This window comes from Mucilaginibacter inviolabilis (assembly GCF_011089895.1).
GTDB classification, from domain to species: Bacteria; Bacteroidota; Bacteroidia; order Sphingobacteriales; family Sphingobacteriaceae; genus Mucilaginibacter; species Mucilaginibacter inviolabilis.
This window is the reverse complement of the sequence record NZ_JAANAT010000004.1, coordinates 484316-499505: the sequence shown is the minus strand read 5'-3', so window position 1 is coordinate 499505 and position 15190 is coordinate 484316. Positions and strand designations below refer to the sequence as shown.

Here is a 15190-nt window from a genome sequence, read left to right as displayed (position 1 = left end):
AATGGTGAATAATCAAATTAATTAAGCCTCAGGCAGTTCATCGGTCCAGGATTGAGCGGCATGAATAGCTTTTTTCCATCCTTTGATACCTTTTTTAATCTCAGAAAGATCAGCCTCCGGCGTAAACTCCTTTTCTGATTTCCATAGCTGTTGTATTTCCTCCACGTTTTTCCAGTATCCAACCGCCAAACCTGCCAGGTATGCAGCACCCAGGGCCGTTGTTTCAACCACATTTGGCCTGATCACTTTACAATTCAGCAGGTTTGACTGAAACTGCATCAACAGGTCATTTGCCGTAGCGCCACCATCAACCCTTAATTCTTTAATTTCCATCCCGCTATCAGCCTCCATCGCTTTGAGTACATCCATCGTTTGGTACGCAATGGATTCTAACGCTGCACGGGCAATGTGCGATGCAGTAGTTCCGCGGCTTAAGCCAACAATAGTCCCGCGAACATCCGGTTTCCAATAAGGTGCACCCAAACCGGCAAAGGCAGGCACAAAATATACACCCTGGGTATCCTCAACTGCAGAGGCCAATTTTTCTACATCGGCAGATGATTTGATGATGCCCAATCCGTCGCGCAGCCATTGTACTACTGCCCCGCCAATGAATATACTGCCCTCAAAAGCATATTGTATTTTCCCGTTAATTTTCCAGGCAATGGTAGTTAAAAGATTATTTTTTGATTCGATAAACTGATCGCCGATATTCATCAGCATAAAACATCCGGTTCCGTAAGTGTTTTTAACCATGGCCTTTTCAATACACATCTGCCCAAAAAGCGCAGCATGCTGATCGCCCGCGATACCTGCGATAGGAACTTTGGAGGCGAAGATGGTTGTTGCTGTTTCACCATATATTTCACTGGATTGTTTTACTTCGGGTAACATACTTTTGGGCACACCCAATAAAGCAATCAGTTCATCATCCCATTGTTGAGTTTGAATATTGAAAAGCATGGTACGGCAGGCATTGGTGACATCGGTAATGTGCACACGCCCGCGGGTAAATTTCCATACCAGCCAGCTATCTACCGTACCAAATGCTAGTTCGCCTTTCTCGGCCTTTGCACGGGCACCTTCTACATTGTCCAGTATCCACCTGATCTTTGATCCGGAGAAATAGGCATCGATCACGAGTCCTGTTTTGGAACGGATCATATCTTCATGCCCATCGTGTTTTAATTGATCGCAAAAAGCAGCGGTACGGCGATCCTGCCAAACAATAGCATTATATACCGGCTCGCCTGTATTCCTATCCCATACGATAGTAGTCTCACGCTGATTAGTAATACCTATAGCTTTCAGATTGGTACCGTTTATGCCCATCTTAACGGTGGCTTCTGCCGCTACACTGGCTTGTGTCGACCAGATCTCATTCGGATCATGCTCAACCCAACCTGATTGAGGAAATATTTGTTTAAATTCTTTTTGGGCAACAGATTTAATTTGCCCCTTGTGATCAAATACTATAGCTCTCGAGCTGGTAGTTCCCTGGTCTAATGCTAAAATGTAATCTTCCATAATTTACGTTCTTCTTTGGTTTTATAATATAATTGGTTGGCCTCACCCTGCCCCTTCCAAAGGAGAGGGTTCAAAAAAGCAATTTTAAGTCCTCTCCTTTGGAGAGAATTATTATATGAGAGCTTCGTGAGGCTTTGGTTATTTATACTTTTTTGGATTGATAAGGCTCAAGCAGGTAACCATTGGCTAAAACGGTAAAAGACGCTACCTGCTCCTTCTCCCAGGCGGCATCTTTATTGAGTTCTTTGGCTATTAAACCGGCTACAGTTGGGGCCATATCAATGGCAGCACGGGCATTCAGGAATAATGACCGTACCCGGCGTGCCAGGATATCTTCTACATTACGGGCCATTTCATGCCTTACTCCCCACACCACCTCGGCTTGTAAATAAGGCATATCCGGGTGCATTTTTTTACCCCATTCGGCATTTTCATTTACCAATGCCAGTAGCTCAGCTTCGTCGCTGCCATACACATATAAATGATCGCTCCTGTCAACATTAAGCTTACTGCCATGTATCGACAAGTCCTTGGTAACACTTGGCTTTGGTTCCAGCTTACCTACTTCAATGGCTTTATCAATAGTATCCTGCCCCATCCTGCGGTAAGTTGTCCATTTACCACCGGTAATGGTGATGAGGCCAGAATCGGAAACCAATAATTTGTGACTACGCGAAATCTCCTTTGTTTTTGATGAGTCACCTTCCGGAGCTGCCAATGGACGCAAACCGGCAAATACACTGAGCACATCATGGCGGGTTGGGGCTTTGGTCAGATATTTTTCGGCTGTCCGTATAATAAAGTCGATCTCTTCTTCCAGAGCCCGTGGTTCCAGACTATGTTCATTAAGCGGGGTATCTGTTGTACCTACTACCAGTTTATCGTGCCATGGCACAGCAAACAGTACCCGCCCGTCTTCTGTTTTGGGGATCATGATAGCATCTTCTCCTGGCATGAATGACCTATCGAGCACCAGGTGCACACCCTGGCTTGGCCTAACCATCGGCTTTTTACCGGGTTTATCCATCTGCAACAAGTCATCAACAAATACACCTGTAGCGTTAATAACCGTTTTACATTTAATGGTATAGGTTTGATCGGTTTCCATATCGGTAGTAATTACCCCGGATATTTTCTGCTGATCGTTTTTGATCAGGCTAACTACGCGAAAATAGTTCAATACGGTAGCTCCTTGCTCCAATGCGGTTTGCGCCAGATTAACTGCAAGGCGCGAATCATCAAACTGACCATCATGATATACAACCCCGCCCCTTAAACCTTTTTGGTTGATAGTTGGCAGCTTGCCGATCACTTCTTTTTTAGAGATATGTTTTGCGCGGCCAAAACCAAGTTTTCCGGCCAGCAGATCATACATGGTTAAACCGATAGTATAAAAGGCTCCTCCCCACCATTCATAGTTGGGAATAACAAACGATTCGTTTTTTACCAGGTGCGGCGCATTTTTCAATAACAGACCGCGCTCATACAAAGCTTCACGCACCAGACCGATATCGCCCTGGGCCAGGTAGCGCACTCCGCCATGCACCAGCTTAGTGCTTCGGCTGGATGTACCTTTGGCAAAATCGGCCTGCTCTAACAACAAGGTTTTATAGCCCCTGGAGGCGGCATCAACCGCGGCACCTAAACCGGTGGCCCCGCCGCCTACTATCACCACATCCCAAATTTTATTAGTATCGGTTATAGATTTTACAATATCGCTTCTGTTAGTTGCAACCATGATCTTTATATTGTTATATTTTATTAATCAGTTTCGATTATTAAATCAAATTTATAAATAATAACAATTAGAAACAAAACAAAACTAATTAATAATTAATTTTTAACAAAAAGAGAACAAAAACTTCCATTTAGAATAAAAATCATATCAAAACAGCACATATCGAAACACATTTAAAACAAAACGAAATTAAAAAGAAGAAAATCTGAAATCCATGTTAATCAAAGCCACTGCACCATAAATCCCATCTCGGTACTACTTTATCCTATGAATTGAAATTTTACCGATAACATTTAGACAAAAAGTGGGTTTACACTTTTTTCAAAGAAATCACATTCAATTAATTGATTATCAACAATATAAATAAATATTAACCCTAAATTGTGTAAACCCATGTAAACCCACTTTTTCAATGGAATCAACCCAAGACCATGTGAATAAATCAAAAAAAAGAGGCTGATCATGATTTATGATACAGCCTCTTTCTATTAAAAGATTGAGTTTCTAACGAAACATGAAGTACTTAATTAAAAGTTAGGTTTGTTTACATCCCACCACAATCTTGTGCCCCCATTATCCGGACCTCCCAAAAGTTGAACACCTCCTTGTACACCAGGAGCATTTCCGGTATACTCACTTAAAGGATAAGGTAACCGACGTACCTGTATTTTGGTATCGATGGTTCCGTTACTGTTATTATTTACAACAGGGAACAATTTGGGATAACCTGTACGGCGGAATTCTGTCCAGGCTTCCTGCCCCTCAGGGAACATGGCCAACCATTTTTGGGTGATGATACGCTCCAGTTTAACCTCGTTATTGGCAGCAGGATCCCATTTAATGGTAATGTTTGATAATGCTGGTGAGTTGTTAGCTGCATTTTGAGGATCTGTGTAAGCTGTAGGCGTGCTGGTACCGTCGGCAATAAAAGCCGCTGCACCTGCCGCAACACCATACTGCGTCATGGAAGTACTGATACCGGTTTCATAATTGGTTTGAGCATCACCTGCACCTGTCCAATTTCTTAACGCTGCTTCGGCTTTCAGGAACCATACTTCTGCAGCTGTCATAAACAATTCAGGCGCCGCAGCTGTAAACGTATCATTGAAATTATATACGGAATAACCAGAATAAGCTGGTTTAGCCGGGATGTCTGAACCAATACGGATACCTATATATTTACCTTTATAGGCAGCTCCCGGGAAAGTAAACTTAGGATCGGTATTGGCAGGTGAAAAATATTTACTAATACGCGGATCATTATATCCTACCATGTATGATTGTATAGATGCGCTCATTGAATTATCTGTATAACTTTCTGTTATTACAAAATAATCATTTTGCCCGCTTCCGGCGATAGCCGCGTTATCGGTAACCGCCGAAAGCAAACCACCTGGCGCGCTTAACGCTATTTGGCCTTGCTGCTGAGCGGTTACCGCATCAACCTTTACAATATGCATAGCCAGGCGCAATCTTAATGAGTTAGCCAGTTTTAACCATTTGGTATAATCGCCACCATAAACCACATCAGATTTTGCAAAAGGTGTAGCACCTGGATTGGCTGCTATAAAGGCCCGCAGGCTTGTTGTTGCGGTATCAAGTTTTAAAAACATTTGTTGATAGATACTTTGCTGGCTATCATAAGGAATAGAGATTAATGATGAACCCACCTTGCTATAAGGAGCCGGTCCAAACTTATCAGTTACCCTGTCTATTGCTTCAACCTCCAATATCAAGGCAATTGCCCAAAAATCAGGCAAAGCGGTTTTAACTGATAATGGCGGCGGTGCTAATTTATTTTTAATAGGACCTAAAATTTTCGTATAAATCTCATTGAACGCATGCTGATTCCAGGCATCAACAAAAACATAGTTCATATTGTACAATGTTCTGCCAAAAGTTTGAGGTGGGGTTGAATAACCCGCGTAAGCATCGGCATTCAGGTTCTGAGCAACCTGGTAATTCTGGAATATTTGTTGTTCGATCGGAATAAACAGGGTTGGAATTTTCAGGTCCTTATCAGCAATACCGGTTTGATCTGTATTATATTTCTCGAAATTCTTTGTACAGCTGTTTAGCCCCAATATCGCCACCAGGCAAAGTGCAATCATATACGGATTGCAATTGCGGTATTTATTAAATTTATGATTCGTTTTCATTGCTTTCAATTAAAAATGTACAATTAAAGAGTAACATTCAGATTAAATCCATAGTTACGTGTTGCCGGCTGATTAAATACGTCAACACCGCCAAGACCGTTTGCAGTTGACGAAGTAACTTCCGGATCATAAGGCGCTTTTTTATAGAAATAGATCAGGTTTCTTCCGGTAAGAGACAATTTCACAGCTTTAACAGCCGAAGTTTTGGGCAATTGGAAAGTGTATCCTAATGCAGCCTGGCGTAAACGAACTACGGTAGCGCTATAAACATACTCGCCTAATGCCGCATTACGGCCACCAATAGAAGTATACCATTTTTGCGCATCAACATTAGTTACCGGGTTACCACTCGGATCAACACCATTTATTTTTACGCCCCCGGCAGCCCGGGCATCGCCGTACGCCTTCGATACGCCGTACGAATCTAAGATGGATTGCATAACAGATACTACCTGTCCGCCAAATTTGCCGTCAACCAATAGATTTAACGAGAAGTTTTTGTAATTGACACTATGGTTCCAACCTAATTGAAATTTTGGCTGAGGGTTAGCTATTTTACTAAAACCAGCGCTTAATAAAGGCAATCCCTGTGCAGTGATCATTACCCGTCCTTGTGCATCACGTTGCAATGTCTGACCCCAGATATCGCCAAATGATCCGCCTTTGGCCAGATATGACTGATAACTGTTACTGTTGGTTAACTGTAAGAGATTGATACCATCTTTTGAATCAACATCAATAATTTTGTTAACATTCTTTGAGCCATTAATAGAGCTGCTCCAGCTAAAATCTTTAGATGTTACCAGGTTGTAGCCCAATGTAAACTCAATGCCCGTGTTTTGAATATTTCCGGCATTTACAAAACCAGCGCCATATCCTGATGGTGCTGGTGGAATAACCGGAATGGATTGATTATAGGTATTTGATTTATAATAGGTAAAACTAAAAGATAGCTTATCATTCATAAACCGCAAGTCAGTACCCAATTCAAATGATTTGGTTTTTTCTGGTTTAAGAGAAGGGTAAGGAGGCCTGTTAGATAAGGTTACCCCATTTGAGCTTGGCGGATTGGTAACCCCTGTAGGATTAAGAGCAGGATTATCAGCCGCATTATTAACCGGATTAGCTGCATATGTCTGTACTCCATTACCTACCTGCGCATATGAACCTCTAACCTTTGCATAAGAAATAGCGTCAGGCAACTTAACCATCTCGTTTAAAATGAATGATAAACCCGCTGATGGATAAAAATAATGGTCAGATGCAGTAGACGCAAGAGTTGATGACCAGTCGGTACGTCCTGTGAGTGTTAAATACACCCAGTTTTTATAAGAAAGGTTAGCGTTGGCAAATACGGCTTGAAGCTGGGTATGAAAGTTAGGAACCGTATTAACACTGTTTGCTGAGTTTATACCTTGCGCCGCGTTAGAAACCTGGATATTCTGAATGGTAAACAAATTTGGTGTTATCAACCCGTAGCCACCAGGCCCTGAGCCCCAGTTAATACCTGATTGAAAATTATCAGTAATACTTGAACCAATTAAACCATCCAGTTTAAAATCAGATTTGCCGGGTAATGTAAAATTCACAATCACATCACCGTATTTTTGGTTCAATACCACATCTGATCCGCTATAGCTACCATTATTATTACCAGCCGCAAGGGGGGCCAATGTGCCCGCGTAATAACGCTGATCATAGCTATCGTCAATACGGTCAATACTTCCCCTGGCCTGTATATTAAGCCATTTGGTAAACTCATATTTAACGCTGGCATTCGCTAACACGCGGTTACGTTTTGAAAAATTGATATTGCGGTTAATGATCCACCATGGGTTTTGTTGAAGATCTTCCTGGTACGGCCAGTTTTGTGTTGGCACACCATTGCTGCCATTTGGCCCTTCATAGTTGGTTTTATAAGGTGTAATATCCTGCCCTCTTGGAAAAAGATATAAACCTGTTAAGGGATTAGTATAAAAGCCTATAGTTGGGCTATTATTTATTTGCTGCGTAATGTAATTTACATTACCATCTACGGTTAATTTATCAAAGAACTTAGCTGTTTCATGGAAGTTAATATTATTCCTGCCTAGCTTATTTCCAGGTTCAACACCTCTGGCTGTAACATTAGAATAAGAAAAATACGTTTGTGCGACTTCATTGCCTCCTGATAAGGTAAGTGAGTTGGTAAAGTTATTACCTGTTTGAAAAAACTTAGATAAATTATCGGGGGCACTTGAAATTTCAGGTCCAAAACTTGTGGTATTACCTTTACTGGTTACACCATAACGACTTTGAAACTCGGGCAGATAAGCATTTTTGTCAATGCTTGAAGATGATGAAAAATTAATTTGCATTTTACCTGCTTTACCTTTTTTAGTGGTAATAATAATAACGCCGTTTGCCGCCTGACTACCATATAAGGCAGCTGCTGTACCTCCTTTTAATACGGTAAGGCTTTCAATATCTTCAGGGTTTAGGTTGGATATACCATCACCGCCATCAGGCGTACCACCATACGTACTATTGGGTTGACCGTTTGCATTGGAGGCATTGCTGATAGGCACCCCATCAATAACATATAATGGCTGGTTATTCCCTGTAGCTGATCTGTTACCGCGCAATAATACTTTTGATGAGCCACCGACACCTGAAGCGCTCGGTGTAATGGTTATACCTGCTACTTTACCATTAATGGCGTTCATCAGGTTATCGCTTTTTACATTGGTCAATTCTGTTCCACCAACTGACTGGCTTGAATAGGCCAATGATTTTTCGGATCTTTTAACGCCCAAAGCAGTTACCACTACCTCGCCTAAGGTTTTTGAATCTTCTACAAGTACAATGTTCAAGGCGGCTGTTGAGCTTATAATTATTTCTTTTTTGGCGTACCCGACGTAACTGATAGCTAATGTTTCGCCAATGCTGGCTTGTACCGAAAAGGCGCCATTTACATCAGTTTGGGTACCACGGGTTGTTCCTTTTACTTGTACGTTTACACCAATAAGCGGTTGTCCGCTGGCGTCCTTCACTGTTCCTTTAATTGTTTCAATTGCTTTTACTGCTTGCCTGCTATCGCTCTTGGTCAAACGCGAATTGCTGCTTATTGCACTCATGTTTGCCTTCAAGTGAGCGTTAGCTCCCATAGCCAAACAGGGCATTATTAACGTGAGTAGTAATGTTTTTTTCATGATTAAGCGGTTATATTTATATTTAAAAATGTGGTTGTTTTTGCTTTACTATACTTGTGTTTTACTCATAGGCTGTTGTTTAAAGTGTGTATTTAAAATATCATCGTCTAAATATTCCATAACCAGGGCTGCTGCGCCCAAAAGCTCGGCATCAAAACCAAGTGACGAAATGAGTAGCTCTGTTCTTGCGGCTAAACGTGGAATACAGTATTTGTTTAACGCCTGCTGTATAGGTGCCAACATTATTTTAGCGGCTTTTGTACCCCGGCCACTTAAAATTATAGCCCGCGGATTCATAATATGTATCAATATGGCCAAGGCTTTACCTATTTTATAGCCTGCATCTGAAAGCAGATCTATCACGTACTGATCGCCAATGTCAATAGCATCAAAAATGGCTTTCGCGATCACTTCCAATGGCTCGTTAATAAATGATTTTAAGGATGATAGCTTGCCCTGTTTAATACCTTCTATCGCCCTTTTAGTTACAACCAGCATAGATGCCTCGGCTTCCAGACAACCTTGTTTACCACAGAGACATAGCGTACCATCTTCAGACAAAGGGATGTGGCTAAATTCACCGGCAAAACCATCGCTTCCCCTGAAAATATCACCGTTAACTATCATCCCTAAGCCAATACCCCAACCCAGGTTAATGACCATAGCCTGATCTTTTGACCGCGCCGCGCCAAATTTTTGTTCGGCCAACGCAATTAAGCTCGAGTCGTTATCAATATATACCGGAAGCCCGATAGCATTTTTTATGTAAGTGGTTAGCTTTTCGCCGCCTGAGTCCAGGTATGAGTAATTCATTCCGTCAGAAACACTAACAAAGCCTGGCATACCGATACCGATTCCCAGTACCCTGGCTTTATCTATACCACTATTTACAATACAGCTGTTAATATGCTCTATCAATTGCGACAAAGCATCAGGATTATCATTTAATGACAACGCTATCATTTTAACTTCCGTTACCGGTTCATTATGCATATCCGTAATTAACATCCGGGTAGAAAACTGATCCATCGCTATAGCCATGATGTACATAGCATCCGGTTTTACAGCGTACATCAGGGGTCTTCTTCCCCCGCTTGAAGCAGCATAACCAATTTCCGCTACAAACCCTTCTTTGATCAGCTGATTTATTATTTTATTTATTACAGGAATACTTTTGTTATAAATGGCGCTTAGTTCACTATATAAAAGCGATTTTTTAAAATACAATTGCTTTAAGATATCACTCTTTAATTGGGCACTTTTAATTTGCTTATGCCTACCTTCCATAAATAATTGGTTATTATTCAAACATAATTAATTAATTCTAGATTTTTAAGCAATCTTTTTGATTTTTTTTAATAAGTATTTGAATAAATAAAATAATTTTTTAAATTGATTGATATAAATAATATTATCTAATAAAAATTGCAATAATCATGAGCGATAATTATAATACTTACAATAATTAAGCTTTTTTGGCAAAAAGATAAGTTATATATTCATCTTGTACAGCAAGGCATAATTGAATGGCTGTATAGAGGGCTTTATGGATATAAGAACAATCTGGAGTAGTATATCTCTCACATTTTGCTACATTTATGCATAAATCGTTTAAACCTATGGATCTTATTATCAAAATATTCATTGGGCTGGTAGCCCTTATTCACTGTTATATACTATGGCTGGAAATGTTTGCATGGACAACCCGCGGCCCTAAAGCCTTTAACAAACCTCTGGCAGAACTAGAAAAGAGTAAAGTTTTAGCCGCCAACCAGGGCCTGTATAATGGTTTTTTAGCCGCCGGTCTTATCTGGACATTTTTTATCAATGATGCTAACTGGCACAATCATATTGCCTTGTTTTTCCTGATATGTGTGGCAGTGGCTGGTGTTTACGGGGCACTTACTGTAACCAAAAAGATATTCTTTATTCAGGCGGTGCCGGCGTTGCTGGCTATTATACTTATCCTGATCAGGTGAGAAAAACTTTTTAAACCTTGAATTTTAACAAATTTCTGTTCGAAATGGGATTAAAATCGATCAAAAACTGCTTGAAAAAACCTCATTTTAACACTTTTTAACAAATTACAACATGGTTTTGAGTAGTTTTTAAAACTTTAAAAAGTATTAAATAATTGATTATCAAATAACTACATACCAATCGATCGATTTTTGGTCTTATTTTCTCTTTAACCAAACAGCCCGACTCATCATTAAATATGAACCGGGCTGGTATAGATATAAATATACGAAATATCAGGGAGATTTTTGGAGTAAAGATTTTTTGGAACAAGGAGCAAAGATTTCCCTTGCCCTTTTATCCTTACTCTTTGTTCCTTCTATCCTTGCTCCAAAAGTCCTTGTTCCTTACTCCTCAAATCCTTGCTCAACCTCGCCGTTACCTTATCTGTACCCAGGTGTAGCTTTCGGGTTTCAGGGTGAATGTGCAGGTTATTTTATAATCACGGCTTAGCGCATATTTTTTGGCCGGACCTTCCTGCTCCTGAACCATAGCTGTGCTGGTGAGCCCGGTATAATACAACGGAATGGTGATGGTACGCGTGATGGCTTGCCTGAGCGGATTATACAGCATCAGCATACCTTTGGTTTGCAGATTAGGGTTTACGTGTAAAATGCCGTCCCAATCGCGGCCATCTGCCCGGCGCAGGTGGATGATCTGCGAGTTGAGGATATCGCGGTATTTTTTATACCAGTTAATCACTTTGATGACGGTTTGCTTAGTAGTTTCGGTATCATACAACCGCGGACCGCGATAACAGGCCTGCACCCCTGCCCCGTAATACTGGGCCATCAGTTGCTCGTAGTCCTTCAGATGGTCTTTTAAAGGTTCTAAAACCGCTTCCGGGCCGCCGCCCTGGTATTTGGTTAGTGGTACAAATCCCCAGCTCATGGAAGCTGTTTTTTCCCAGGTACCGTCAAAAATATTCTGCCGGTTCAGGATCATCTGGTCTTCGCGTGGCAATGAGAAATTCACTTCACGATAGCCGATACCTATTTTATTGGTGCCATCTAAAAAATACCAATCGGGCGCGTTGATGTAAACTCCTTTTTCGTGCAGGGAATGATACAGCTCCTTCTGGATCTCCATTTGTCGCCATTGCGAATCATCCAGACCTTTATGGCCAGGATGCGTTGTCGACGCGCATACATCGCCCGGATACGGGCCATCATTTTCCCAGATGTCGAAATCGGTTTGTGCGTAAAAGGTTTTAATCTTGTCGCGATAAGCCAGTCCCCATTTACTGCCAAAACAAGGCGCGTTGCCAAAGAAAGCGCCGCCTGGTTTGCCCGTTTTAGGGTCGATCACATCATCCTCATCACTGATCCTACGCGAGCTGAATAATGAATATCCGCCTATAAATACCTGCTTGTTGTGCGCATAAGCAGCCAGCTGTTTCCATCGTTTGATATTTGAGGCCGAAGTATCCTCCATATTGCAATGGCTGCCAAAGCTTAATATCACCGCCTCATAACCAGTTGCCGCACATTGATCTATCGCGGTGCGCACTTCCTCATCATTGCGGCTCACCAGGTGCATAAATATAGGGTTGGCGGTTGTCCATGGCGCTACGGTATTGTACATGGTACGAATGGCCAGTCCCCGGCGTTCCCGGTCGTAACTGTCCATCAACAGTTCGTTTGTCCGTACGGAGTTAAAAGTTTCCCCCTTTTGCAGGTCGATGCCGGGTGCTTTATCCGGATAGATCTCTAGCAAACATGGCGTCTGGTAATCAAAATTCACCTGTGAGGTATAGGTGGAATCAGCCTTCCAATGCGTGGTCTGATCGCTCAGGTCATAACGCATGGCGTTGTTAAAGGCATAATTGGTTTCGAGGTAAATACCCTGCGGTTTAGCCATATTGACGGGCGTACCCACTACGGCACTTTGCTCTTCTACCATACCCAGCACTTCGCTCACCACCCGGTTGATCTTGAATGACTGATCACTCTTATTATTGATGCTAAGCGACTTAATGATCAGTGGCAAGCCATCATATAGTTCATAGCTTACAGTTACCTCCAACCCCGCTAACTCAGGCGCGCCGGGCTGATAGTAAAAATCAATCTGTTGGCCACCAGGCTGATGATGATTGCTTGCCCAGAATTTACTTTTCCAGTTTAACCGGGGTGCAAGCGCTTTGATCTCGAATCGTTTTAACTGAAAATCATTTTTACCGGCACTGAAATTATCAATCCATTCGGGCAAAAGATAGGCGTTCTCCTTTTGGCCGATCAATCCGCCTACATTATAATTTTTGCCGTTGATGGTTAAACGGGCCTCGGGTTTAACCGATCGCAGCAACTGCTGACCGTTAACCAAATTGGTATAATCGGTACAAACCAGGTTAGGATTCAGCCTGAAAGTTCTTTTTACCAAACCGTTATTCAGCGTAATTTCCTTACCAGAAACCGAGGGTTTGATTACCGCTTTATAAGCTGCGGGATTAAGCAGCCAATCGGCCTCTGGCTTAGTTTGAGCATTAACGGGAACACATAGTCCTATCAGCATAAAAAAACCGATGATGACCACACATACATGTTTTGAGTTCAAGGAAGATATCATCATAGTGATTATTTATTTAGCATTAGCCTCCGTTGATTTTACCGATAAAGCTTTCAATAACTGGGATTTTGCCTCGCGGTATTTTTTTACCGATGTGTTGTAATCATTATAGCTGGTAAAAGTCTGAGCGATGATACCGGCGGCGACCGTACTATCTTTACTTTGCAGCATCCGCAACAGTTCATAATCCTCAATACCGATGCGGTGCGACTCAAAGCGCTGGGACGATAGTGGGCCATCCGTACCAGGGTAAATAATATGGGTATCGCCCGGCGGCAGTTCATTATTGAGTGCCGCGCCGGGGGCAAAATGATGCACCACACTTTGCTGTAAAGGATCCGGAACATGGTACTGGTTTAAGCCCCAGTGCAGAAAGCCTAACGTATTGTATTTGGCAGCGGCCCACCCAAAGTATACCTGCCGTAATCTTTCCTCATCCAACGTGCGGTTGAGCCATTTACCGCCTGGGGTTAAACAGGTATAAACCAACACGTTTTCGTTATGCTTTTTCCGTCCATCAAAAAAGGCCTGGTTTTCCTGGTAGTCATCAATGGTGGGGCACCACAGGTCGACACTACCGGCCAGGCTGTCTCTGTCATTAGTGGCCTCAATAATTTTTATAGCCGGATATATGGATCGTACTTGTGCCACTACCTCGCGGTAGCATTTGGACTGTATCTGTTTAGGTTCGTCGGATATATGCTGCAGCCAGCTGTGTTCCAGGTTGTTTTTAACGCAAAAGTTTTTGATCAAATGCACCATGGTATCTACATCCAATTTGGCTTCGGGCGTATGGTAGCGTCTTTTAGTCAGGGCAACTTTTAATTCCGGATCGTTCCAATCGTCATTATCGCCGCGGTACATGATATGTGGCGATTCAAAATATTTAAAACCATATTTTCTGAAAACGGCTATATAATCCAGCAGGCGTTTTTCGTCCAGTGCAATATGGTTATCGTGATAGCTCAACAGTTCGTCTGGAATATTGATACAATTTTGGCGGCCATGCGCCATCAACCTCGCATATTTATCAAGCATGGCAAACCAGTCTTTCGTCCAGCGTTCCACATGCTGCCGTTTTTCCATCTGCACGATATTAAACCAGTTAGTATAGAAAAATTGCTGATCGGCTACGGATGGCAATTTTACCGGGTAAACTTTTATGGTGAACACAGCCTTACTCTGCCACCCTTTTCCTTTTACCAGAATATGGCAGGTATAGTCACCGGCTTTGGAAATCAACGACCGGTCGATAGTCAATCTTAACGCGGTAAACCTATTGCTGCTTACTACCTGGGCCTGCTTAAGTGGCTGTATGGCCTCGTAAATACGAAAAGGTGCACGACGGATAACATAAGGGTTGATCTGGTGATTGTAGATTTCCGTTCTGCCTGTTAAACCTGTGTTCCGTTCCACAGGCACATCCAGCAGCTGGCTCCAGGCCGATAGCGGCACAGGACGCTTGTTGATATCTGCGGATACAGATATCTGGCTTCCCGGGGCAGTTTCGATCAGTAGATGAACATCGGCATTGGTGTTCAGGGGGAAATCCTCACGGTAATTGGCGCTATATTGCTCTACGTGGTTGGTATCGGGATATATGGGCTCTAAAGGATCGACTAATTTGATATTTTGCGCCCGGAGACTTGTTAATCCACCCAATATAAACAGGGCTAAGATGGTAGTAATTTTTTTGATCATTGGAAAAATCGTTTTTAAATCATGTGGTCGATAGGAGGCACCTAACGGAGCCTTTATAAAAATGTTTTTTTGCTATAAACAGGTTACTCCTCCGGAGTTTAACAGTTTGCCAAAACACAACTCCCGAGGCGTAACCATTTTGCAGATAAAATACCATAAGCATGCTTCGCCAGAGCTTAAAAGCCTGCTCAAACACAACTCCGGAGGAGTAACCTGTTTGTAGATAAAGTATAAAAAAGCATCGGCTCCGTAGGTGCCACCTATTTAAAAGCGGTTTCTCTATGCTGATC

8 protein-coding genes are annotated in these 15190 nt (G+C 42.2%); 1 reads left to right on the top strand and 7 read right to left on the bottom strand.

Translation table 11 applies throughout. From position 1 onward, the window contains the following. Window positions 1-21: 21 nt before the first annotated feature. The 5 genes from glpK to G7092_RS25650 form a co-directional block, all read right to left on the bottom strand. A complete protein-coding gene (glpK, locus tag G7092_RS25670) occupies window positions 22-1527 on the bottom strand; it encodes a glycerol kinase GlpK (RefSeq protein WP_166094108.1) in 1506 nt (501 codons plus the stop codon). Between the two features lie 142 nt (window positions 1528-1669). Beyond that, on the bottom strand, window positions 1670-3265 hold the full coding sequence (locus G7092_RS25665) for a glycerol-3-phosphate dehydrogenase/oxidase (protein ID WP_166094106.1): 1596 nt from the start codon (window positions 3263-3265) through the stop codon (window positions 1670-1672). 527 nt (window positions 3266-3792) lie between these two features. Beyond that, window positions 3793-5424: a SusD/RagB family nutrient-binding outer membrane lipoprotein gene (locus G7092_RS25660; protein WP_166094103.1), complete on the bottom strand. Its 1632-nt coding sequence runs from the start codon at window positions 5422-5424 to the stop codon at window positions 3793-3795. Window positions 5425-5447: 23 nt separating this feature from the next. Then, window positions 5448-8615 (bottom strand): SusC/RagA family TonB-linked outer membrane protein, encoded by a 3168-nt coding sequence (locus G7092_RS25655; protein WP_235953937.1) that lies wholly within the window; start codon window positions 8613-8615, stop codon window positions 5448-5450. 48 nt (window positions 8616-8663) lie between these two features. Then, window positions 8664-9902: an ROK family protein gene (locus G7092_RS25650; RefSeq protein ID WP_166094101.1), complete on the bottom strand. Its 1239-nt coding sequence runs from the start codon at window positions 9900-9902 to the stop codon at window positions 8664-8666. 332 nt (window positions 9903-10234) lie between these two features. Between G7092_RS25650 and G7092_RS25645 the strand changes: the two genes are divergently transcribed. Next, window positions 10235-10594, top strand: coding sequence for a DUF1304 domain-containing protein (locus G7092_RS25645; RefSeq protein ID WP_166094098.1), 360 nt, complete (start codon window positions 10235-10237; stop codon window positions 10592-10594). A gap of 418 nt (window positions 10595-11012) precedes the next feature. On the opposite strand, the gene G7092_RS25640 is transcribed toward G7092_RS25645, so the two are convergent. After that, window positions 11013-13202 carry an alpha-galactosidase gene (locus G7092_RS25640; RefSeq protein ID WP_202985421.1) on the bottom strand — a complete coding sequence of 730 codons (2190 nt, stop codon included), beginning with the start codon at window positions 13200-13202 and terminating at the stop codon, window positions 11013-11015. A 9-nt stretch (window positions 13203-13211) separates the two neighbouring features. Then, entirely contained in the window at window positions 13212-14900 is a 1689-nt protein-coding gene (locus tag G7092_RS25635; protein ID WP_166094095.1) for a DUF4091 domain-containing protein, read from the bottom strand. Window positions 14901-15190 lie beyond the last annotated feature (290 nt).